The 22,517-nt window shown below is 57.7% G+C and carries 21 protein-coding genes and 1 riboswitch; of the genes, 5 read left to right on the top strand and 16 right to left on the bottom strand.

The genetic code is table 11. The features are described 5' to 3' along the window. Positions 1-32 precede the first annotated feature (32 nt). The gene (gene agp, locus MX657_RS08485) at positions 33-1,274 is read right to left on the bottom strand and encodes a bifunctional glucose-1-phosphatase/inositol phosphatase (protein WP_119914887.1); all 1,242 of its coding nucleotides are present in this window, start codon (positions 1,272-1,274) and stop codon (positions 33-35) included. A gap of 152 nt (positions 1,275-1,426) precedes the next feature. On the opposite strand from agp, the gene MX657_RS08480 reads away from it, so the two are divergent. Together MX657_RS08480 and MX657_RS08475 are read left to right on the top strand one after the other, a co-directional pair. Further along, complete coding sequence (locus MX657_RS08480; protein ID WP_119914888.1) at positions 1,427-1,870, top strand: winged helix-turn-helix transcriptional regulator; 444 nt, start codon at positions 1,427-1,429, stop codon at positions 1,868-1,870. A 125-nt stretch (positions 1,871-1,995) separates the two neighbouring features. Beyond that, positions 1,996-2,790, top strand: coding sequence for an SDR family NAD(P)-dependent oxidoreductase (locus MX657_RS08475; RefSeq protein ID WP_346808078.1), 795 nt, complete (start codon positions 1,996-1,998; stop codon positions 2,788-2,790). 74 nt (positions 2,791-2,864) lie between these two features. Here MX657_RS08475 and MX657_RS08470 read toward each other — a convergent pair whose 3' ends face one another. Next, positions 2,865-3,368 (bottom strand): DedA family protein, encoded by a 504-nt coding sequence (locus tag MX657_RS08470; RefSeq protein WP_119914890.1) that lies wholly within the window; start codon positions 3,366-3,368, stop codon positions 2,865-2,867. 154 nt (positions 3,369-3,522) lie between these two features. Further along, positions 3,523-3,692: riboswitch (M-box (ykoK) riboswitch) on the top strand. 60 nt (positions 3,693-3,752) lie between these two features. Here MX657_RS08470 and MX657_RS08465 point away from each other — a divergent pair. After that, positions 3,753-4,754: a magnesium transporter gene (locus MX657_RS08465; RefSeq protein WP_346808076.1), complete on the top strand. Its 1,002-nt coding sequence runs from the start codon at positions 3,753-3,755 to the stop codon at positions 4,752-4,754. 42 nt (positions 4,755-4,796) lie between these two features. Here MX657_RS08465 and MX657_RS08460 read toward each other — a convergent pair whose 3' ends face one another. After that, complete coding sequence (locus tag MX657_RS08460) at positions 4,797-5,873, bottom strand: LacI family DNA-binding transcriptional regulator (RefSeq protein ID WP_346808074.1); 1,077 nt, start codon at positions 5,871-5,873, stop codon at positions 4,797-4,799. A 269-nt stretch (positions 5,874-6,142) separates the two neighbouring features. On the opposite strand from MX657_RS08460, the gene MX657_RS08455 reads away from it, so the two are divergent. After that, a complete protein-coding gene (locus MX657_RS08455; RefSeq protein WP_119914892.1) occupies positions 6,143-7,408 on the top strand; it encodes a maltoporin in 1,266 nt (421 codons plus the stop codon). A gap of 104 nt (positions 7,409-7,512) precedes the next feature. Here MX657_RS08455 and MX657_RS08450 read toward each other — a convergent pair whose 3' ends face one another. From MX657_RS08450 to MX657_RS08425, 6 genes are all read right to left on the bottom strand, one after another. After that, positions 7,513-7,755: a PTS transporter subunit EIIB gene (locus MX657_RS08450; protein WP_346808072.1), complete on the bottom strand. Its 243-nt coding sequence runs from the start codon at positions 7,753-7,755 to the stop codon at positions 7,513-7,515. 148 nt (positions 7,756-7,903) lie between these two features. Then, positions 7,904-9,961, bottom strand: coding sequence for a beta-galactosidase (locus tag MX657_RS08445; RefSeq protein ID WP_346808070.1), 2,058 nt, complete (start codon positions 9,959-9,961; stop codon positions 7,904-7,906). A gap of 29 nt (positions 9,962-9,990) precedes the next feature. Next, a complete protein-coding gene (locus tag MX657_RS08440) occupies positions 9,991-11,193 on the bottom strand; it encodes a glycoside hydrolase family 53 protein (protein WP_336238502.1) in 1,203 nt (400 codons plus the stop codon). 2 nt (positions 11,194-11,195) lie between these two features. Then, on the bottom strand, positions 11,196-12,047 hold the full coding sequence (locus MX657_RS08435; RefSeq protein WP_042715482.1) for a sugar ABC transporter permease: 852 nt from the start codon (positions 12,045-12,047) through the stop codon (positions 11,196-11,198). Positions 12,048-12,058: 11 nt separating this feature from the next. Further along, complete coding sequence (locus tag MX657_RS08430) at positions 12,059-13,363, bottom strand: carbohydrate ABC transporter permease (RefSeq protein WP_119914896.1); 1,305 nt, start codon at positions 13,361-13,363, stop codon at positions 12,059-12,061. A 57-nt stretch (positions 13,364-13,420) separates the two neighbouring features. Further along, positions 13,421-14,635 carry an extracellular solute-binding protein gene (locus MX657_RS08425; RefSeq protein ID WP_346808068.1) on the bottom strand — a complete coding sequence of 405 codons (1,215 nt, stop codon included), beginning with the start codon at positions 14,633-14,635 and terminating at the stop codon, positions 13,421-13,423. A gap of 321 nt (positions 14,636-14,956) precedes the next feature. On the opposite strand from MX657_RS08425, the gene MX657_RS08420 reads away from it, so the two are divergent. Beyond that, complete coding sequence (locus MX657_RS08420) at positions 14,957-16,072, top strand: ABC transporter ATP-binding protein (protein ID WP_346808067.1); 1,116 nt, start codon at positions 14,957-14,959, stop codon at positions 16,070-16,072. Here the strand turns inward: MX657_RS08420 and hpxK are convergent. From hpxK to hpxU, 7 genes are all read right to left on the bottom strand, one after another. Next, on the bottom strand, positions 16,069-17,307 hold the full coding sequence (gene hpxK, locus MX657_RS08415) for an allantoate amidohydrolase (RefSeq protein ID WP_346808065.1): 1,239 nt from the start codon (positions 17,305-17,307) through the stop codon (positions 16,069-16,071). The genes MX657_RS08420 and hpxK overlap by 4 nt on opposite strands. Beyond that, entirely contained in the window at positions 17,304-18,545 is a 1,242-nt protein-coding gene (locus tag MX657_RS08410; protein WP_346808063.1) for a pyridoxal-phosphate-dependent aminotransferase family protein, read from the bottom strand. Before MX657_RS08410 ends, hpxK begins: the two co-directional genes overlap by 4 nt. A gap of 13 nt (positions 18,546-18,558) precedes the next feature. Beyond that, positions 18,559-19,296 carry an amino acid ABC transporter ATP-binding protein gene (locus MX657_RS08405; RefSeq protein ID WP_346808061.1) on the bottom strand — a complete coding sequence of 246 codons (738 nt, stop codon included), beginning with the start codon at positions 19,294-19,296 and terminating at the stop codon, positions 18,559-18,561. Beyond that, the gene (locus MX657_RS08400; protein ID WP_217479943.1) at positions 19,277-19,933 is read right to left on the bottom strand and encodes an amino acid ABC transporter permease; all 657 of its coding nucleotides are present in this window, start codon (positions 19,931-19,933) and stop codon (positions 19,277-19,279) included. The genes MX657_RS08405 and MX657_RS08400 overlap by 20 nt, the downstream gene beginning before the upstream one ends. Then, positions 19,933-20,598, bottom strand: coding sequence for an amino acid ABC transporter permease (locus MX657_RS08395; RefSeq protein ID WP_346808060.1), 666 nt, complete (start codon positions 20,596-20,598; stop codon positions 19,933-19,935). The genes MX657_RS08400 and MX657_RS08395 overlap by 1 nt, the downstream gene beginning before the upstream one ends. 4 nt (positions 20,599-20,602) lie before the next feature. Beyond that, the gene (locus tag MX657_RS08390) at positions 20,603-21,385 is read right to left on the bottom strand and encodes a transporter substrate-binding domain-containing protein (RefSeq protein ID WP_080327614.1); all 783 of its coding nucleotides are present in this window, start codon (positions 21,383-21,385) and stop codon (positions 20,603-20,605) included. Between the two features lie 191 nt (positions 21,386-21,576). After that, the gene (gene hpxU / locus MX657_RS08385; protein WP_265194138.1) at positions 21,577-22,416 is read right to left on the bottom strand and encodes a MurR/RpiR family transcriptional regulator HpxU; all 840 of its coding nucleotides are present in this window, start codon (positions 22,414-22,416) and stop codon (positions 21,577-21,579) included. Between the last annotated feature and the right edge of the window lie 101 nt (positions 22,417-22,517).

The raw sequence follows: 22,517 nt of genomic DNA, 5'->3' as shown, positions 1-22,517 counted from the left end.
TTTCCCCCCGCCATCACGCGGGGGGTTCCCTTTTATTTCGCCGCGTTATTCATGACCGCATTGAATTTATCGACCGGACAAAAGCCGTTCGCATCCACTGGACACCCTTTCAGCTCCAGCGTCACGCGCTGCGCGGGCGACTGCAGCGACAGCACGCTGGCGTTACGCAGCTGCTCTGAGCTCTGGTAGACATACTCAATTTTCATCAGATCCTGGTTGGCATTGTTGTCGTGCCAGCGCTGGAAGACAATTTTGCCGCCAATCGGCGTGCGCTCCTGCTGGTCGTGCAGCTGATACGGTTTGAAATCCAGGGCCGTCAGCAGGGAAGCAATGTTTGAGTCATGCCCCACCAGCAGGGTTATCTTAGGCGCTTTCGCCTGTTCGGTGACCAGGGTTTTATCAATGTACTTCACCAGCGGCTTCGCCACGTTTTGCGCCACCTCGGTGGAGGTAAACAGCGAGTCCTGATAGCCGTTCTTCAGCTTCGACAGCACGCGCCACTGTTGGTCGGTTTTGATTTCCCCCCAGGCCACCTGGTCGGCCGGGAAGCCTTCGTAATACTGCAGCGTGAACGCGTCCACCAGCGAGTTACCCACCTTCAGCGGCCCGGATACGCCAGGCTCTTTTTCATAGTCGGCGCTGAAGGTATCTTTCGCGTCCGCCAGCGAGCAGACTTTTTTCTCTTTGCAGGATGGGGAATCCGCGTAATTCGTCATCTGCTCAAGCAGCTTATAGCTTTCTGCGAGCTGCATTTTCTGCCGCTCGGTCTCCATCGCTTTCAGCGCTTTTTCGCGGAATTCCGGCGAGTTATCGGTAATCACCGGATTAAAGGTTGGGTCCATGGTGCCCATCTTTTCCTGGTGGTGCACAGGAACGTCGCAGCCCGGGAACGCGCCGGTGATAAAGAACTGCGCGGTGGCAACGGTACGCTGCAGGCTGTTGGCGTAAGCATAAACGCTATCCGCCGCTGGGCATTCTCCCGTCTTCACCATCCCCTGCTTCGCCAGCCACTCGCGCATATAATGGCCCATATAGACTTCCAGCACGCCGCCCTTGGTGGTGAGCTGACCGCCCGGCACCTCCCACTCCGGCCACTGCTTCGGCGTGGACTGCTCCAGCACGCTGCCGTTATTGGCGAGCGGCGCGCGCAGGTTATGGCGGCTCATGATTAAAACTTGCTCCAGCTGATACCCTTCCGGCGTCTCTTGTGCCTGCACGCCAAACGTTGCTGAAATGGAACCGGCGACTGCCAGCGCGAGTAGTGCTTTTCTCATCCCTAATTCCTCACTCGTTTTAAAATGTCGCGTTCAGTGTGACAGATTCGTGACAATTTTCCGGGAAGCATTTCTCAAACTGATGATTAACGTGCTTACGCGGTGTGCCAATTAGTTTTATAATAAAACCATACCTGACCGGAGACCTGACTGTGAAACGCACCCGCCTTGAAGAGAGTACCTGCCCCGTCGCCCGTTCGCTGGATATCATCGGCGACTGGTGGTCGTTGCTGATCGTTCGCGACGCGCTGCGCGGAGTTAAACGCTTCGGCGAGTTTCAGAAAAGCCTCGGTATCGCGAAAAACATGCTCACCTCGCGGCTAAAACTGCTGGTCGACGAAGGCATCCTTCGGCTTCAGCCCGCCTCCGACGGCAGCGCCTGGCAGGAATACGTCCTGACCGACAAGGGACGCGCGCTCCAGACGGTGCTGGTTGCCCTCTCCCAGTGGGGCAATGAATTCCTGTTTGCTGAAAACGAATGCGGCACCGTTCTCGTCGATAGCGAACAACGCAAACCCCTGCGCAAGCTGGCGCTTATCGCCGACGATGGGAGCCAGCTGACGCCTGAAGAGATCGTGGCTAAACTCCCCTCCTGATCGTTCCAGACGGCAAAAGCACAAAATGCCCAGTAAATTGGTTGCATTATAAAACCAAATAGCAGAGAGTTAATTAAGTTTCATATTGAAACCAAATAACCCACTTTGCTTTGAGGTAATACACGATGACTACGCAAATCACCACAGCCCTGATCACGGGTGCCTCTTCCGGGATTGGTGCCGTCTATGCCGATCGTCTTGCCGCGCGCGGCGCTAACCTGGTGCTGGTCGCCCGCCGCGAGGATCGCCTGAAAACCCTCGCCGCCGACCTGCGCACGCGCTACGGCGTGGCCGTCGATATTCTGGTGGCCGATCTCAGCGATGAAGCCGGGATCCGCGTCGTGGAAAATGAGCTGCGCCGCAATACCGCCATCGATACGCTGGTAAACAACGCGGGCACCGCGCAGATGGCCCCGTTCCTCGCGGGCGATGTGGCGCAGCATCAGGCCATCAACACCCTCAACACCACGGCGCTGATGCGTCTGACCTACGCCATCCTGCCCCGCCTGGCGCAGAACAATCGTGGGACGCTGATCAATATCGCCTCGGTGTTATCGCTCCATGTCCGCGCGGGCAGCGCGCTCTACAGCGCCACTAAAGCGTGGGTGTTGAGCTTTACTCGTGGGTTACAGGAAGAATTTACCGACAGCAACGTGCGTATTCAGGCCGTACTGCCCGCCGCTACCGCGACGGAGATCTGGAGCCATTCAGGGGTTACGGTGAACGACCTGCCGGAAGGGTCGGTGATGACCACCGACGATATGGTGGATGCGTCGCTGGCGGGTCTGGATCAGGGCGAAACAATCACTATTCCGCCGATGCATGACGCCACCTTGTGGACTCGCTACGAAGCGGCACGCCTTGAGCTGTTTAACAGCGCGCGCACCGGGATTCCGGCACCGCGCTACGTTAAAGCGTAGTCTGGCGTCAGACGAGTCGAGCTACACGCCAGGAACGGAGCTGCTGGTGGACGGCGGAATGGGGAGTCTGTAACTCAAAAGGCGCTGATGCCGGTGACCGCGCCGACATACAGCGCCGCCCATGCGCAGGCGGAAAGCAGGCTGACGGCGTAGACCTTGACGGCGTTCAGCCTGAGCATCCCCGCTGCCAGCGGCACAACATAACGCAACACCGCCAGAAAGCGCGACGTAAACAGTACGATGACGCCGTTCTTTTGCAGCTGATGCTGAATCCGTAAAAACGTAGCGGCATGCTTCGACGTAAAGCGCGCGACCAGCCGGGTGTGCCCCATCAGCTGGCCGATATGGTAATTCAGCGCCGAACCCGCCGATGCCCCCAGCACCACGGCGAGCCACGCCAGCGCGGGATGCATACTCCCCTGGCTGACGCCGATACCCGCCAGCAGCATCACCGAGGCGGGCGGCAGCACGGAGGAGATCAGTACCGTGGACTTGCTCAGCGCCATCACGAATAACAGCGCGAACAGATGTGCCGGATAATGCGCAAAATGATTCAGCAAATTATCAAACCACGCCATTTTCCTTCCCCCGTTAATCAATCCTCTATTTAAAAGGAATAACCTTAAATAAACCCTCAACATTTTATTAATAAGATTCATCTAAACCGTTCTTAAACATTATTTAATTTTCTGAGCGGTGAAATTAAATAAGTGTATTATCCCTCACGCTTTACAACGATCTCGTTATGGCGAGGCTCCTGTACAAATACACGTTATCGCTCTGGTGGGTTCGAGAGAACCGGCACAGGGTAAAACAGGCACTGTCGAATCAAGGCTTTGTCAGTATAACTTCCCTTGCGGGATACGGTGTACAGTGCTGAACCCAGGACGTGGGGATCTCCTCTTCGACATGCCCTGTCTTGCTCGCCCCTGAGAGATGTTATTATTCAAAGGGAATTCACTATGTCTTACGCTATTCACAACCAAAACCTGGCATTCAATGACAGCGCGGTAGCGCAATATATGAATACCGATTTTATCGTCCTTGATATTTCATTATGCGTGGCGCTGGCGCGCGAGCAATTTTTCGAAAAATTAAAAGACGATGATATTCCGTCGCATATTTTTATTGAAGACCAGGGTCGCCTGGCGGGCATGATTGCGGTGCGCAAATTATTGCAGGTCACGGATACCGTGCAGCCAATTAAAAGCCTGATGATTTCACAATTTTTGCAGGTCAAACCGGAGGATGAACGTGCCGATGTTGCCGGACTGCTGGCGCACGGCGGCGCAGATGTAGTGCCCGTGGTCACCCACGGCAAGCTCGTCGGCTGCCTGACCGAGCGCGAAATCGCCCATCTGCTGGAAGATGATGTCACCGAAGATGCTCAGCTTCAGGGGGCGACGCTGCCGCTGGAGAAGCCCTATCTGGAAACCAGCGCCTTCAGCCTGTGGAAGAAACGCTCCGTCTGGCTGCTGCTGCTGTTTGTCGCGGAAGCCTACACCAGCTCGGTGATCCAGCATTTTGAAGAGGCGCTGGAATCCGCCATCGCGCTGGCATTCTTCATTCCGCTGCTGATCGGCACGGGCGGCAACAGCGGAACGCAGATCACCTCCACGCTGGTGCGCGCCATGGCGCTGGGGGAAGTCCATCTGCTCGACGTGGGCCGCGTGCTGCGAAAAGAGATGACCACCTCGCTGATGATTGCCGTCACGCTCGGTATTGCCGGGTGCATCCGCGCCTGGATGATGGGGATTGGGCTGGAAATCACGCTTATCGTCAGCCTGACGCTGGTGTGCATTACGCTCTGGAGCGCGATTGTGTCGTCAGTGATTCCGATGGTGCTCAAGCGCTGCGGCATTGACCCGGCGGTCGTCTCCGCGCCGTTTATCGCGACGCTTATCGACGGTACCGGGCTGATTATCTACTTTAAGATTGCACAATATACGTTGGGGCTGGAGTAAGCTTGCGAGCACCTCATTGACGTGATTGAGGTGCTCACTTCGCTACGCATCGCCGAGCTGTTGCGCGATCTCACGCAGCTGCTGGGCAAGCGCCTGCAGGTTTTTCCCTTTCTCCCCTTTCGGCCCGGTGGACTGACGCACCACCAGACGGGCAGGTAAAATCGAGGACATGCGCTGGGCACTCTCTTCACAGCTGTCGAGAATGCGGCGCACTGCCTCTTTACCCTGCAGATCTAAATCCAGCGATACCGTCGTCAGCGCCGGGTAGAAGAACGAGCTTTCATAGGTGTCATCATAGCCAATCACCGACTTCTCGCCCGGAATTGAAATCTGCTGCTGATGGAACGCGCTCAGCACGCCGAGCGCCATCTGGTCGTTAGCCACCAGCACGGCGGTAAACTGCGCCGTTTCCCGCAGCATTTGCAAGGCTCCCGAATAACCGCTTTGCGCATCCCAGTTGCCGCGAATAACCGATGCTGGCTCCAGGCCGTAGCCCTTCAGGGTCTCGATCCAGCTTCTCAGCCTCAGCTGTGCCGACACGGAAGATGCCGGCCCCGCCAGCAGGGCAATGTCGCGATGCCCCAGTTCATAAAGATATTTGACGCTGGCGCGGGTGCCGTCCGCCGGGTTAAACGAAACGTTAAACACGGAACTGTACGGGTCCACGTCGAGGAACAGGCAGACAATGTCGTCGTTGTCAGCGGCGATTTTCTGCGCTGCATCAGCCTCCAGCGGCACGTTAATGATCACTTTGCTCACCAGCTGGGATTTCAGCTCGTTGATGGAATCCTGGATGCTGTGGTTGACGTTCTCATCAATCATTGAGATCAGTACCTGGTAGCCTTCCAGATTGGCATAGCGTTTCACCGCCGCCGCAACCTGCGAAGGCGCGTGCAGCGCCAGCGAAATGGTCACCAGCCCAACGGTCTGGCTCTGCTTGCCCACCAACTGCTGAGCCAGTCGGTTGGGTACATACCGCAATAACTCTATGGATTTCTCCACATTGCTGCGCGTGGCGTCGGATACATTGGCAGATTTATTCAGTACCCTGGACACGGTCTGATAGGAGACGCCCGCATGGCGTGCCACGTCCTCTAACGTTGCGCTTTTCGACTTCATGGTCCGGTTCCTTATGTTGTTATGCGCTGATTGTAACAGGGGTGCTGAAAAAAAACGCTTACCACCCTCTCGCTGCGGGCATAACGCCGTCAAAAAGTACGACGCTCACAATGCCATAATTTGTGTCCAATCTCATTACTCGTAACAAAATTGTCTATTTTATTTGCAGTTAATCACACATTTCGGATCGCTTAATTGCCAGCTAACGGGTTTAGGCATTTTATGACAGCGTATTTGTGAACGTATTACAAAACAATAAGAGGGTTACAATGAACACGACGATCCGCTCTGTATCTGTTGCGTTGGCTGCCGCGCTGGCATCTCCTTCGCTGTTTGCAGCATCTTCAGTACCGATTGATTTTCATGGATATCTTCGCTCCGGCGTGGGCGTCTCACGGGATGGTGGGATGGAGGAGTGGCAAAAAAACAAAATTGGCCGTCTGGGTAACGAGGCCGACACCTACGGCGAGCTGGAGCTAGGCTCCGAGGTATACAAAAAGAACGACGTCAGTTTCTATCTCGACAGCATGGTGAGCATGGTTTCAGACGGCTCCAACGACAATGAAACCACCTTAGATGACGATGCCCAGTTCGGCCTGCGCCAGCTTAACCTGCAGATCAAGGGGCTGATCCCCGGGGATCCCAATGCGGTGATTTGGGGCGGTAAGCGCTACTACCAGCGCCATGACCTGCACATCATCGATACCAAATACTGGAATATTTCCGGCTCCGGTGCAGGTATCGAGAACTACACGCTTGGCCCGGGCGCAGTCTCCGTTGCGTGGATCCGCGGCGATGCCAACGACGTGGATTACCGCGTGGATGGCGACAGCGACGTTAACATCAACTACATCGACCTTCGCTATGCGGGCTGGAAGCCGTGGGCGGGCGCGTGGACGGAAGTGGGTATTGATTACGCCATGCCAAACCCGACCAACAAGCAGAAAGAGTACGGCGGGCTGTACGAGGCCGATAACGGTGTGATGGTCACCGGTGAGATCAGCCAGGATATGTTTGGCGGCTATAACAAGCTGGTGCTGCAGTATGCCAATAAAGGTCTGGCTCAGAACATGGTGTCACAGGGTGGGGGCTGGTACGACATGTGGAACTACGTGAACGACGCCACCGGCTACCGCGTGATTAACACCGGCTTAATTCCGATTACCGATAAGTTCTCCTTTAACCACGTCCTGACATGGGGCTCGGCAGACGACACCACGCAGTACACGGACAAATCACGCCTGGTATCGCTGGTGGGCCGCGCGCAGTATCAGTTCACCGAGTACGTGCGTCTGATTGGCGAAGTGGGCGGATTCTACCAGGAAGAGACTTACACCGACGGGGCTAAGTACAAGCAGAGCGGCGAGAAGTACACTCTCGCGCTGGGCCTGGCAGACGGTCCAGAGTTTATGTCGCGTCCTGAACTGCGCGTGTTCGCCTCCTATCTGAATGACTCCGAAAAAGGGCAATCCTTCGAGGATGGCACGGCCAACAATACCTGGAACTTCGGTGTGCAGGTCGAGGCCTGGTGGTAAATCGTAATTTATAATTTGCGTAAATCGTTATCGTATCTCCAACAACCTGCAGTCTATTTTACTGCTTTGGGATAGCCATTACTTTGGCTATCCCTTTTTTATATTTACTGATTAAAATGTTCGTCTAATAATTTCCGTAATGTATCAGACTGCCTGCCGAATATAGCGTGCACCTGCTGGCCGATAATAATCACCCCCAGCGCCCCCTCACTCTGTAACGCCTGTGAATCAACCTTATTTATATCTTTTACCGTCACGCGCAGGCGGGTAATACAGGCTTCGACGTGCTCGATATTATCGTCGCCGCCAAATGCCGGAATTAAACGCTGGGTAATTTGACTGTCCATAATACGCCTCTCTGTTATGCAGATAAAAAAATGCCCGCTCATAGAGCAGGCGTTCTGTGCCTTTTTTGCCCGGCGGCGCTTCGCTTGCACGGGCCTACGGGTTGGGTAGGCCGGGTAAGCGCTAGCGCCACCCGGCAATAAAACCGCACTACGCTTTGCGCTTAAGCACCCGGCAGTCCCAGGGGAGCAGCACGGTATCGCCCACAGCGGCGGCGTCGGTCATGCAGTCGGTATACCCATGCGGCAGCGTGATGAGCTGCTGCAGGGCCGTGTAGTTCTGCACAAACACCCAGGCGGTTTCGCCATCCGTGCGCGCCGTCGCGACCACGCCCGGAGGGAGCTCCCCTTCGACTGCACGCGGCAGCGCCAGCTCGTCGATAATCCCGGCGAAGAAATCGCGCTGGAACGGCAGGTCGTTGCGCGACGCCACGTGCCACGCCTTGCCTTTGCCGAAGCGGTTGACCGTCACCGCAGGGCGACCGGCGTAGAAATCATCCCGGTAGGTCGCCAGCGCCTGCGCGGATTCAGTATGGATCAGCTCGCACAGATGCCTGACCTGATACGGCCCCTGCAGGCCCGCCGCATTGCCCGCCAGCCCCTGAACCAGGTTTCGCTCCCCCTCGCCCAGGCAGTCAATCTCTTCAGCCCAGATGCCGAGGAGCTTGCGCAGCGGGCCCGGGAAACCGCCGAGGTGGCAGAGATCGGTCTCATCAACTACCCCACTCCAGTAGGTCGTCACCAGATGCCCGCCCGCGGCCACAAAGGCTTCCGCCCGTTCGGCGAAACCTTCGCGCACCATGTAGAGCATGGGGGCAATCACCAGCGCGTAGCGGCTCAGATCGCCGTCAGCGTCGATGACGTCGACCGCGATGCCCTTTTCCCAGAACGGACGATAATGTTCGTTGACGGTTTTTTCGTACTCCAGCCCCACGTTGCGCGGGCCTTCGGCATCGTCCAGCGCCCAGCGGTTTTGCTGGTCAAAGATAATGGCCACGCGCGCGTCGGTGCGGCCCCCCACCACCTCAGGCAGACGCGCCAGCATCTCCCCCAGACGCGTCACTTCGCGCCCGACGCGGGTATCAAGATGCCCCACGTGATCGATAATCGCACCGTGGAATTTCTCCACCGACCCGCGGCTCTTACGCCACTGGAAGTACTGCACAGAATCCGCCCCGTGCGCCACCGCCTGAAGAGAGGAGAGAATATGCATCCCCGGTTTTTTCAGCTTGCTGGTCGGCTGCCAGTTGGTGGTGCTCGGCGTGGATTCCATCAGCACAAAGGGTTTACCGCCCTTCAGGCTGCGCATCATGTCGTGGTACATGGCGGTATAGCAGGCCAACTGCGTTTCGTCTTTCTCCTTGTGCCACATCGGGTAGCTGTCCCAGGAGATGAAGTCGATCGCTTTCGCCAGTTGCCAGTAGTCGTAATCGTAGAAATACTCCATGAAGTTGGTCGTCACCGGCAGTTCGGCATTGGCGGCCTTCAGCGGCGCCACTTCATGCTGGCAAAAATCGGTGACCTGCGCGGTATTGAAGCGGCGCCAGTCGAGATTCAGGCCGTGAATCGACACTTCCCCCTGCGGCGCGGGGGATTCAATCTGCGACCAGTCGGTGTAGGTATGGCTCCAGAAGGTGCTCCACCACGCATGGTTCAGCGCGTCGAGGGTTTTGTAGCGCACCTTTAGCCAGTCGCGAAAGCGTTCCTGGCACAGGCTACAGTGGCATTCGCCGCCGTACTCATTGGAGATATGCCAGCCCAGCACCGCCGGATGATGCGAATAACGCGCCGCCAGCAGACTGTTAATTTTCATCGTTTTTTCGCGGTAGACCGGAGACGACATGCAGTGGTTATGACGCCCGCCGTGCAGCGCGGGGACGCGGTTGCGCCCGACGCGCAGCACTTCCGGATATTTTTGCGACATCCATGCCGGACGCGCGCCGCTCGGCGTAGCGAGAAATATGTGAATGCCCGCCGAATAGAGTTTTTCAATGATGCTGTCCAGCCAGGCAAAATCATATTCCCCTTCGTGAGGCTCCAGTTTCGCCCAGCTAAATATCCCCACCGACATGACATTACATTTCGCCTGCTGCATCATGGCGATATCTTTTTCAATAATACCGGGGTAATTCTCCCATTGCTCCGGGTTATAGTCGGCGCCATGCAATAACGCCGCGACCTTTGGACTTAAAGGCGCAAATTTATTCATATTTAAAACGTCCTGAATGGAGATAAAAACTAGTTAAATACCGTTATTGACGGCAGCACTTTACCCTGGCAATCAAATAACGCCTGATTCTCACGGGCATTACCCTCTTTCCACTCGTCGTGGATATATTTCATGCCGGTTTTGGTGGCCCACGTTGTGCCCGGAACGGCTATCCAGGTCGGTTCCCAATAAAAGATGCCCTTGCCGCGACGGTCAGGCACATCAATAACGGACTGCATTAAATCGTGAATATAATCGTACTGACCCTGAACGGTGCCGGGATAGCCGCCGTCCTTTTCTTCTTTGGCCTGGAAGCTGTTCTCGGCGTTATCGCAGTTCTCCAGCGTATAGCCATAGGCCGCTTCCACCACAATCACGTCTTTGTTATAGCGCCTGCTGATGTCATCCATGTTGGTCTTCAGCGCGCTAATCGGGCCGTTCCAGTAGGTGTACATCGACAGGCCGATGACATCGAACGGCACGTCGCGCTTCGTGATTTCATCAAACCACCAGCGGAAGGTGTCATTTTTGGTGCCTTCGGCCAGATGGAGCATGATTTTCACCTGCTCGCCGTCGGTCAGGTTCTCTTTTAGCCCGCCAATCGCGGCGTTGAGCAGCCCGGCCAGGCGGTCAAATTCGCCGCCGCCCTGCCCCCAGCTTTTCCCTTCCGGCCAGAGCAAACCGCCGTTAATTTCGTTTCCTATCTGCACCATGTCCGGCAATACGCCCTCTTTCTTAAAGCGGGCAATCGTGTCGCGGGTGTAGTCATGGATCGCCGTTTTAAGCTGCGGGTAGTCCATCTTCTCCCAGGCTTTTGGCTTGAACTGTTTGCCCGGATCGGTCCAGAAATCGCTGTAGTGGAAGTCGAGCAGCAGCTTCAGGCCCTGCGCCTTCACGCGCTTCGCCAGCGCGAGGGTGTTTTCGAGATTATTACTGCCGCCGCCGTAGGTATTGCCGCTCGCATCCTGCGGGTCAACCCACAGGCGCAGGCGCACGGTGTTCACCCCGTTAGCTTTGAGGATAGCAATCGCGTCCTGCTGCTGGCCGTTCTGGTTATAGAATTTCGCGCCGTGTTGTTCTGCTTCCAGCAGGGTCGAAATATCCGCCCCCTTAATAAAATCCGCGGGCATGGCGTTAAAAGGACGCGTTTTCACCGCCTCCGCAGCAAATGCGCTCGCGGCAAGGCCACATGAGAGGCAAACGGCAAGTAAAGCAGGTTTGAGTCTTTTCATGATTATCCTTTGGTACTCCCGGAGGTCAGGCCGGAGACGAAGTATTTTTGTAATGCCAGATAGAGGATCGCTACCGGCACCGCAATCAACACCGCGCCTGCCGCGTAGGTGGTGTAGCTGGCACCCATTTTTTGCGCCACCAGGTTATAGAGCCCGATGGGTAAGGTGTATTTATCCGGGGTGCGCAGAATCGTGCTGGAGAGGATGAAATCCCCCAGCGGCCCGGTGAAAGAGAACAGCGCCACCACCGCCACAATCGGCTTCGAAAGCGGCATGATAATTTCGATAAAAATCCGGAAATTGCTGGCCCCGTCCATGCGCGCGGATTCATCCAGATCTTTCGGGATGGCGTCGAGGTAGCCTTTCATCAGGTAGGTATTCATCGGGATCATGCCGCCCACGTAGATCAACACCAGCGCTAGATGGCTGTTGATGAGGCCCAAAAGCTGCGACAGCACGAAGATGGCAATCAGCGCTGAGAACTGGGGGATCATCTGCAGGAGCAGGAACAGCATCAGCCCGTTCTGGCGTCCCTTAAAGCGAAAGCGCGAAAAGGCATAGGCGGTAAAACTGACGCTGATTAAGGTCAGCACCATGGTCAGGAAGCTGATTTTCATCGAGTTCCAGTACCAGGTCATGTAGTTCACCTGGCCGTTAAACAGGTCAGCGTAGTGCTGCACCGAAAAGTTCTCAGGAATAATTGAGGAGCTGAGCAGGCTATTACCCGCGTTAAACGACGCGCCGACCGTCCAAACCAGCGGGTAGATGATAATCGTCGACACCAGCACGATTACCAGCCATGAGAGCGAGAGGCGTACCCACTTCTCACGTTTAATACTTTGTGATTGAGCCATTGTTACGTCCCTTACGCCATGTCGTCGTTTTTGAAAGATTTGGTGGCGCGGAACTGCCACAGCGCCAGGCCGACGACAAAGATCGACAGCAGGATAGTGATGGTCGCCGCAATCGCGTACTGCGACGACGACATGGTGAGCTTGTAGATCCACGACACCAGGATATCTGTCCCACCCGCATTGGATCCCACCACCGCTGGCCCGCCGTTGTTGAACAGGTAGATGATGTTGAAGTTATTGAAGTTGAAGGTGTATTGAGTAATCAGTATTGGCGCAATGGAATAAAGCACCAGCGGCAGCGTGATGGTGCGCAGCTTGGTCGCACTGCTGGCACCGTCCATGGTCGCCGCTTCGTACAGATCGTCCGGAATGGCCTGCAGCACGCCGGTGGTCATGGCGAAAACAAACGGGAAGCCGAGCCAGGTCTGCATCATAATCAGCGCTGTTTTGGTCCAGAACGGATCCGTCATCCAGGCTTTTGGCGCAATGCCGAAGAAGGCCAGAATGGCGTTGTTTATCACCCCGAAGGAGTCGTTGAACATGCCGGCAAACACCAGAATGGTGACAAAACCCGGCACCGCCCACGGCAGAATGAAGATGGTACGGATAAGCGGCTTAAAGCGCAGGTCTTTCTGGTTCACCAGGATAGCCAGCAGCACGCCCACAGTACATTGCAGCGTGGTGGCGAGCAGCGTCCAGACTACCGTCCACTGCAGGACGTCAAAGAAGGTTGAGCGCCAGATGGAAAGCGTGAAAATATTGATGAAGTTCTTAAACCCAACCCAATCCACCAGCTTAGCCGGCGGCGTGTGGTAAAGATTGTAGTTAGTAAAGGCGATGGCAAAACCGAAGAGGATCGGGAAAACCACCACAAACACCAGCAGAATAAAGCCCGGCGTAATCATCAGATACGGAAAGCCGTCGCTCAGCAGCATCTGATACTGCTTACGCACGCTGTTTAGCCCCAGCCCTTCATCGCGTTTTCGACCGTTAACCCAGGCATCGCGCATCGACAGGTAATACACCATCACGCCAAATGCGGCGATCAGTACGCTAATGATCCCTTCTGCCAGCAGGAAGATGGAGTTATCCCGCGGCACTTCCTCCCCCAGCGTCACCAGCCCCCAAAGTCCTTCGCGCAGGAAATCGGCAAAAACGCCGATAAAACTGGCCAGCAGCACCAGGAAGATAACGCCCTTCAGCCACTGGCGGTGATAGAACTGGCCGAAGCCGGGGATGACCGCCAGCAGCAGGCCGGTCCAGGCGTGACGCCCGGCCCCGTGCGGTCTGGCAAAATTTTCCGGGATGATACTCACAGACAACTCCTTTCAATAAAACGGGAGAGTGGCCTCCCGTTCTTCGACGTCAGAAAATTACTGGTTGCTGGCCTGCATGGCTTCGATTTGCATCTGGACCTGTTTCTCTGCGCTGTCCAGCGCGGCTTTGGGATCCTGTTTGCCGGTCAGGCTTAGCTCCAGCGCGGCGTTGGCCGGCCCCCAGACTTCGCCCATTTCAGGGATACCCGGCATGGCGGTGGCTCGCGCGGCCTGCACCGCAACGGCGCTCGCCTTCTCGTCGTTCTTGATTACCGGGTCGTCGATCATTGCGGTCAGCGGCGGGATCTCCCGCGTGGCCACGTAGCGGGTTTTCACGTACTGTGGTTGGTTGATGAATTCGATAAATTTCTGCGCCAGCGCTTTGTCCTTGCTCCAGGTGGAAACGACGTAGCCTTTCACGCCGAGGAAGGAGCTCATTGGCTTGCCGTCCGGCAGCGTGGGCAGCGGCGCGACGCCGTAGTTGATGCCCGCCGCTTCATACGGCTGGAACGCCCACGGGCCGTTGATGACGGCTGCCGCTTTCTTCTCGGTAAACAAGGAGTCGATAGCGTTCAGGCCGTTCTCACCGACTATCCCGGCCGGGAAAATATCGTCAGCGTAGAATTTTTTCAGGTAAGTCACCGCTTCTACCGCACCCGGCTTGTTCAGGCCGACGTCGCTGGCGTTATAGCCGCCTTTGTCGTTTTGACCGAAGATGTAGCCTCCCATCGGGGAGATCGCGCCCCAGCTGTAGTAAATCTGATCGAACTTGGCGAGCAGACCGTACTGGTTTTTTGCGCGCTGCTGTTTTGAAAAGTCATACCAGTCCTGCAGCGAGTTGAGCGGCTTGTCGATGAGATCTTTGTTGTAGATCAGCACCAGCGTCTCAACCGCTTTCGGCACGCCGTAAAGGGCGTTATCCATCTTGAAGGCGTTAATCGAGGCCGGGGTGTACTGTTCGGTCTGCTTAGCCTCCAGATTCAGGGGGGTCAATAACCCTTGCACGACGGCGCCGCCCAGCTGATCGTTGGGAATGACCAGCACGTCCGGGCCAATGCCTGCCGGGCCGTCCAGGCGCAGTTTTTCCAGCTGCTGTGCGTAAGGGGTTTCCTGCACGTTGACCTTAACGTCGTACTGCTTTTCAAAGTCCGCGACCGCATCTTTAATACCGGACGACTTCTTGATGTCTTCCCAGACGTTAAGCTGCGCGGTAGCGTGAGCCTGTACCGCGAGCGTAGAGAGGATCAGAGCAGCGAGTATGTTCTTTTTCATTATCAACCTCATGTGAAGGTATAACAATTTTATGGTTGTTATTGCATTTAATGCCCCGCAAACCCCGTTATATATCCTGATAAAACTGGCGTTGTACGTCTGACACCAAATACCTTTGGTTTGTTATACGCTACCCTCCACATCATGATAACTCTACAAAAAACTGTAAGTTGTGTGATCGTCATAACATTAATGGAATATCTGTATAGGGCGCATGAATGCTGGAAGTTATAGTCAAGGCAGACAAATCGCACCGTCCGGCCACGTTGAACACCATTGTTATACGTAAAACATAATCGGCGGTTTACCTGGGGAACACTGATGTCGAACATACAATTGAGGAATGTCACCAAGCGCTTTGGCGACACCGTCACGCTCCACAACGTTAATCTTGATATTGAGGACGGAGAGTTTGCCGTATTCGTTGGGCCTTCAGGCTGTGGCAAATCCACAATGCTGCGCATGATTGCCGGGCTGGAGGAGATAAGCGAGGGTGAAGTGCTGATCGGTAACGAGGTGATGAACGACATCGCCCCTTCCCATCGGGGTGTGGCGATGGTCTTTCAGTCCTACGCGCTCTATCCGCACATGACGGTGGCCGAAAACATGGGCTACGGGCTGAAGGTGAATAAAGTGCCGAAAGATCAGATCCGCCACCAGGTCGAGATGGTCGCCAAAACGCTGCAGCTTTCTCACCTGCTGGATCGCAAACCCAAACAGCTCTCCGGCGGCCAGCGCCAGCGCGTCGCGATTGGCCGCGCTATCGTCCGTAACCCGCGCGTCTTTATGTTCGATGAGCCGCTTTCCAACCTGGATGCCGAACTGCGCGTGGAGATGCGCCTGCACCTCGCTCGCCTGCACCAGGAGCTGAAAACCACCATGGTGTATGTTACCCACGACCAGATTGAGGCCATGACGCTGGCCGATAAAATTGTGGTGATGAATTACGGCAAAGTGGAGCAGATGGGCGCGCCGATGGATCTCTACTACAAGCCGGTGAACAGATTCGTGGCCGGTTTTATCGGCTCGCCGAAGATGAACTTCATGCCGGCCACGGTTGAAGCATGGCAGCCGGGCGCGTTGACGGTGAGATTGTCGCAACAGAAGTCACTGACGCTCGCCGTGACCACCACGCCGCTGCAGCCGGGCAGTCAGGTTACGCTGGGCATCCGTCCGGAACATTTAACCACTGACCTTCGCCTGGGCACACCGCTGGAGTTTCACTGCGAAGTGGTTGAACGACTCGGGAACAACACCTATCTGTTTGGCCAGTGTTATGGCCACGACAACGTCAAAATCTTGCTGCCGGGCGACGTTAAGTTCGCGCCCTGGCAGAAGATAGACGTGGCGTTTGACGAGCGTCACTGCATGGTCTTTGACGAGCAGGATGTCCGGGTGAGCGCGGATATTGAAGATGCGGTGCGTTCGGTGGCTTAACGCGCGCCACCGTCGGCCAGCGTTCTCACCGCCCGCCCAAACGCCTCAATCGCCAGGGCAACATCCTCAGCCATCACCGATTCCGCCGGATGGTGGCTGACGCCCCCTTTGCAGCGCACGAACAGCATGCCGACCGGCCAGCGTTCTGCCAGCGCGATGGTGTCATGCCCGGCACCGCTCGGCAGCGATGTTGAGCGCCCCTGCATCGATTCAACGGCCTGCCCCAGCAGATCCTGCAAACGCGCATCGCACGGCGTGGCGGCGATACGGTAAAACTCCTCGGCGCTGAAGCTCAGCCCGCGTCGAGCGGCAATGGTTTGCGCCTGCGACAGCAGTTCCGCGAGCAGCGCGTCAAGCGGGCCATCCTGCGGGCCGCGAATATCCAGCGAAAGCTGAACCTCGCCGGGGATCACGTTGACCGCACCCGGCAGGCAGCGCAGTTCACCGACCGTCGCCACCAGGTTGCCGCCCTGCTGTCGGGTAGCGTTTTCGATGATAACCATCCACTCGGCGGCGGCGGCCAGCGCGTCTCTGCGGTGGAGCATCGGCACGGTTCCCGCATGTCCGGCCTCGCCGGTGAAGCGACAGCTCAGGCGGCGCGCACCGTTAATGGCTTCCACCACGCCAAGCGCGAGCCCTTCCTGTTCCAGACACGGTCCCTGTTCGATATGCAGTTCCAGACAGGCGCTGAAATCGTCCTGATGGCGTGCCGCCAGCGCCACGCGGGCGGGATCGAGCCCCGCCTGCACCATCGCCTGCGCCACGCTGATGCCGCTGGCATCACACGTCTCCAGCCAGCCCTGCGGCCAGGTGCCCGTCAGCCCCCGGCTGCCTAACAGCGTAATGCCGAAGCGGGTGCCCTCTTCATCGCCAAACCCGACAATCTCAATGGCCTGCGCCAGATGCACACCCTGCTGGTGCAGGCTGTCCACCACTTCAATGGCGGTGAGCACCCCGAGCATGCCGTCGTAGCGTCCGGCGTTGCGCACGGTATCCAGATGCGATCCGAGCAGCACCGCCTGCGCCCCTTCCTGCGCGCCTTCGTAGCGCCCGCAGATGTTGCCCACGCTGTCCTGCCAGACGGTCATTCCCGCCTGGCGCATCCACTGCCCCACCAGCTGGTTGGCCTGCAGATGCTGGGGAGAGAGATAGACCCGGGTCAGCGCATCCGGGGTTTCGCTGATGGCGGCCAGCGCGTCGGCGCGCGCCATCACCCGTTCTGCCGCCGGGCTCATTGCGGCATCTCGCGGCGATAGTGGTCCCACGCGGCCTGCATCGCCGCACCCTGCGTGGTGGTGAATTTCAGGTAGTTCAGCACCGACCCCAGCGCGCTCAGGGTGGTCATCACGCAGTCTTTACGCGCGTTGTAGCCCATGGTGCCAATGCGCCACACTTTGCCGTGCAGCGGGCCAAACGAGGTGCCGATTTCAATCCCGAAATCCTCCAGCATCAGCTTACGCACCTGGTCGCCGTTGACGCCCTGCGGTATCACCACCCCCAGCACGTTGTTCATCTTATGCTTCAGATCGCCGAAGGTCTCCAGCCCCATCGCCTGAATCCCCTTCAGCAATGCGTCACCGTGCAGCTTATGACGCGCGATGCCGTTATCCAGCCCTTCCTGCAGGATCAGCCGCGCGCACTCGCGGGCACCAAACAGCGCGGTGGTGGCTTCGGTATGGTGGTTGAGGCGCTCCGGCCCCCAGTAGTCCATCACCATGCCGAGATCGAAATAGTTGGAGTAGATCATCTCCTCGTCGCCGTCCCGGTGGGCGTCGGTGCGTATGCCTTCTTCGACGCATTTGCGGCGGCGGATCGCCTCTTCCATGCGCGCGCTCAGGGTGATCGGCGAGGTGCCCGACGGGCCGCCGAGGCACTTCTGCATCCCGGCCGATACCGCATCCAGCCCCCAGGCGTCGGTCTCCAGCGCGTTGCCGCCGAGCGACGCGGTGGCGTCGGTGTAAAACAACACGTCGTAGCGGCGGCAGATGGCACCAAGCTCCGCCAGCGGCTGCAACATGGTGGTGGAGGTGTCGCCCTGCACGGTCAGCAGCAGGCGCGGACGGATACGCTTAATTGCGTCCTCGACCTGGTCCGGGGTAAACACTTCGCCCCACGGCACCTCAATGGTATACACCTCTGCGCGGCAGCGGCGGGCAATTTCGCACAGCAGATGACCAAAGCGGCCAAACACCGGCACCAGCACTTTATCCCCCGGGCGAATGGCGGAGACCAGAATGGATTCAATCCCCGCGCGGGAGGTGCCGTCCACCAGCATCGTCCAGCGGTTCCCGGTGCGGAACACCCCGCGATAGAGCGCCATCACCTCGTTCATATAGTGGGTCATGGCCGGATCGTACTGGCCGATCAGCTGGCTCGACATGGCGCGCAGCACGCGCGGGTCGGCGTTGATCGGCCCCGGCCCCATCAGCAGGCGCTGGGGCGGGTTGATTTGCGGAAAGCGTGCGATATCCATTGTTCAGTCCTTATCAGTTGAGGCCGCGCACGGAGGAGATGAACTGCTTCAGTTCCGTGGTCTGCGGGTTGGCGAACAGCGTTTTGCTGTCGCCCTGCTCCCAGACTTTCCCCTGGTGCATAAACACCACGCGGTCGCCCACTTCGCGGGCAAAATTCATTTCATGGGTCACGAGGATCAGCGTCATCCCCTCGGCCGCCAGCTGCTCCAGCACCTTGAGCACTTCGCCCACCAGCTCCGGGTCGAGCGCGGAGGTGATCTCGTCGCAGAGTAAAACTTTAGGCGACATCGCCAGCGCGCGGGCAATCGCCACGCGCTGCTGCTGGCCGCCGGAGAGGCTCGACGGGTAGTAATCCAGACGATCGCCAAGCCCCACTTTCTCCAGCATGCGCTGGGCCAGTTCGCGGCATTCGACGGCGCTTTTCTTCAGCACCCGACGCGGGGCGAGCATCACGTTCTCCAGCGCCGTCATGTGCGGGAACAGGTTGAAACTCTGGAACACCATCCCGACCGAGCGGCTGATTTCGCGCGCCTGAGAGTCCCGGTCGGTAATGGTCATGCCGCCCAGCTTGATGCTGCCGTCCTGATAGCCTTCCAGTCCGTTGATGCAGCGCAGCAGCGTGCTTTTGCCCGAGCCGCTGCGCCCGATAATGGAGATCACCTGGCCCATGTCGATATCCAGATCGACGCCCTTGAGCACGTGGTTATCGCCGTAGTACTTCTGCACCTGATTAATGGTGATGAGAGGCATTGAATTTGGTCTCCAGATAGCGGCTGTAGCGGGACAGCGGATAACACAGAACAAAGTAGCCGAGCGCCACCAGCGCAAAGACCTTAAACGGCTGATAGGTCACGTTGGTCAGCATGGTCCCGGCCTTGGTCAGCTCGATAAATCCGATAATCGACGCCAGCGCGGTGCCCTTGATCACCTGCACGGCAAAGCCGACCGTCGGGGCGATGCCGATGCGCAGCGCCTGCGGAGCGACCACGCGAAACAGGGTCTGGCCGAAGGTCAGCCCCAGACAGCGCGAGGCTTCCCACTGCCCCTTCGGCAGGGCGCGAATGCTGCCGTACCAGATATCGAGCAGAAACGCGCTGGTGTAGAAGGTTAACGCCAGCGAGGCGGCGGTCCACGGCGAGACGTCGATGCCGAACAGCGCCACGCCGAAGAAGGCCAGGAACAGCTGCATCAGCAGCGGGGTACCCTGAAACAGCTCGATATAGCCGCGGATGATGCGCTTCACCGTGCGTCCGCCCGTCAGGCGCAGCAGCAGGAGCGGCAGCGTCACCGCCGCCCCGCCGACAAACGCCACCAGCGACAGCAGCACCGTCCAGCGTCCGGCCAGCAGCAGGTTGCGAATAATGTCCCAGTCGGTAAAGGTGGTCATCATGCCTGCACCCCCAGCCATTTGCGTCCTGCCGCCATCATCAGCTGGCGCAGGGTAATCGACAGCGCTAAGTAAATCCCGGTTGTCACCAGATAAACCTCAAAGCTCAAAAACGTTCTGGACTGGATCAGGTTGGCGGCGAAGGTCAGCTCTTCATACGAGACCTGCGACACCACCGACGAGCCGAGCATGACGATAATGCACTGGCTCACCAGCGCCGGATAAATGCGCTGCAGCGCGGGCGGCAGCACCACGCGAATAAACGTCTGCAAACGAGTCAGCCCTAATACACGCCCGGCTTCCCACTGCCCTTTCGGCGTGACCTGAATGCCCGCGCGGATAATTTCGGTGCTGTACGCGCCCAGGTTCACCACGATTGCCAATAGCGCCGCTTCCCCCGCCGTCATCTTCAGGCCCAGATTCGGCAGGCCGAATACGATGAAAAACAGCTGCACCACAAACGGCGTGTTGCGAATGATCTCCACATACCCGCCCCAGATCCGGCTGTACCAGGTGGTGCGTCCGCTGCGGATCGCCGCCCCGAAAATTCCGATAGCCAGCCCACCGACGGTCGCCATCACCGTCAGTTGAACGGTGACCCACAGCCCCGCCAGCAGCTCCGGCCAGAGCGGCCAGAGGGCTGAAAAATCAAGTTGCTCCGTCATCGGCTCAGGCGCCTAGGTTTGCCGGCAGCGGGGCCTTCAGCCATTGCTCGGACAGGCCGTTCAGCGTGCCGTCCTTGATGCCCTGCTCAATCAGCGCATCCACTTTTGCCTTCAGGGCCGGTTCGTTTTTCTTCAGCCCAATAAAGCACGGTGAGTCTTTCAGCATAAAGCTCGGCACCGGGGCTTTATCCGCGTTCTGGCGCGAAATGGCCGCCACCACGAGGTTGCCGGTCGCCACGTACTGCACCTGGCCGGAGAGGTAGGCGGAGAGCGTGGTGTTGTTATCTTCGTAGCGTTTCACGTTGGCATCTTTCGGCGCCAGGCCGGTCAGCACCATGTCCTCCACCGCCCCGCGCGTCACGCCGATGGTTTTTCCGCTCAGCGCGGCGGCGTCCTTCAGCTCGGCCCCTTTCGGGCCAAACACGCCGAGGAAGAACGGCGCGTAGGCGCGGCTGAAGTCGATCACCTTCTCGCGCTCCGGGTTTTTACCGAGGCTGGAAATGACCAGATCCACCTTATCGGTTTGCAGGTACGGCACGCGGTTGGCGCTGGTCACCGGTACCAGCTGAAGCCTGAGCTTCATCTGTTTCGCCAGATAGCGCGCCATATCGATGTCGTAGCCCTGCGGCTGCAGATCGGTCCCCACCGAGCCAAACGGCGGGAAGTCCTGCGGAACGGCAATGCGGATGGTGCCGCGCTTCTCGATATCCTGAAGCTGGTCAGCCTTTGCCGGCAGCTGAGTGAAGAGACAGGCGGCCCCGGCCAGTGCAATTAACAGTTTTTTCATGGTGCTTCCCCGTAACGTTAACATGAAACAAAAGATTCTTTTAATGTGATTTTGCAACTAATGTGCCAGATAAAGCGAAGCGGGGAATATTGTTGTAAAGCCTGATAAAACGCGGACGGGTCGGAAAAACATGCGTTTTCCCGACCCGTCATTTGCACCATTTCAATGCAAAGCACCAGCCTGATGCCCCATTATCGTTGTTCGAGTTCGTCCAGCTGCTGGTAGAGGGAGGCAATCTCGTGAATGCGCGGACGGCCTTTATCGAGAATTTCATGCAGGAAGGCGTTTGCCAGCAGGTTGATCAGGCTGTTGACCGAGGAGTAGCTGTCGTAGGCGGAGACGCTGTCCAGCGGGGCGCAGAGCTGCCAGCTCGCCAGCGGAAACAGGCTGTGGGCCTGCGGCTCGCACATCAGCAGCACCGGAATACCGCAACTCTGAAGCTGCTGCATCAGCGGGCGGATAATGCGCGGACGGCGGCGAAAGGCCATCATCACCACCAGATCGTCCGGCGTTAAGTCCACCAGCTCCTCGCTCAGGCTTTGCCCCGGCTGCGGCAGGACCAGTACCTGACCGCGCGCCTGCAGCAACTGCTGGCGCAGGTGCAACGCCGCCGGATAGGCGTTACGCATGCCGATAATGACGATGCGCCGCGCCTTCACCATGCAGGCCATGGCGTCGGCAAACTGCTGCGCATCGAGGGCATTGACCCACTGGGTCAGGTTCGCCATCTCCTGCTTATAGTGGCGCGCCAGCAGCGTGTTGCCCTGCACCGCATCGCGGTTATCCGTGAGCGGCATCCCGCTCTGGCGCAGGGTGCGCAGCTCGTCGCGCATATCTTTATATTTCTCATAGCCCAGACGCTTAAACAGGCGGCTCACCGTGGCTTTCGACACCCCGCTCAGCTGCGCCAGTTCGGCGCTGTTGTAGCTAATGAGATCGTCAAAATGATCGAAAATAAAATCCGCCACCCGCTGCTCCTGCGGCGACAGCGACGGGTATTGTGCTTTCAGACGTTCATCCAGTTGTTCCATAGCGCCTCTGTAACTTTTGTTTCATCACATTGTACCTTTTATTACAGCTATTCATTATACGTGCCAGTTTACTGAAACTTTTCTTTCAGAACTGGAACAGC

It is taken from the genome of Enterobacter chuandaensis, assembly GCF_039718975.1.
Lineage (GTDB): Bacteria > Pseudomonadota > Gammaproteobacteria > Enterobacterales > Enterobacteriaceae > Enterobacter > Enterobacter chuandaensis.
The sequence above is the reverse complement of the archived record's forward strand: the minus strand, read 5'-3'. Positions and strand labels throughout refer to the sequence as shown.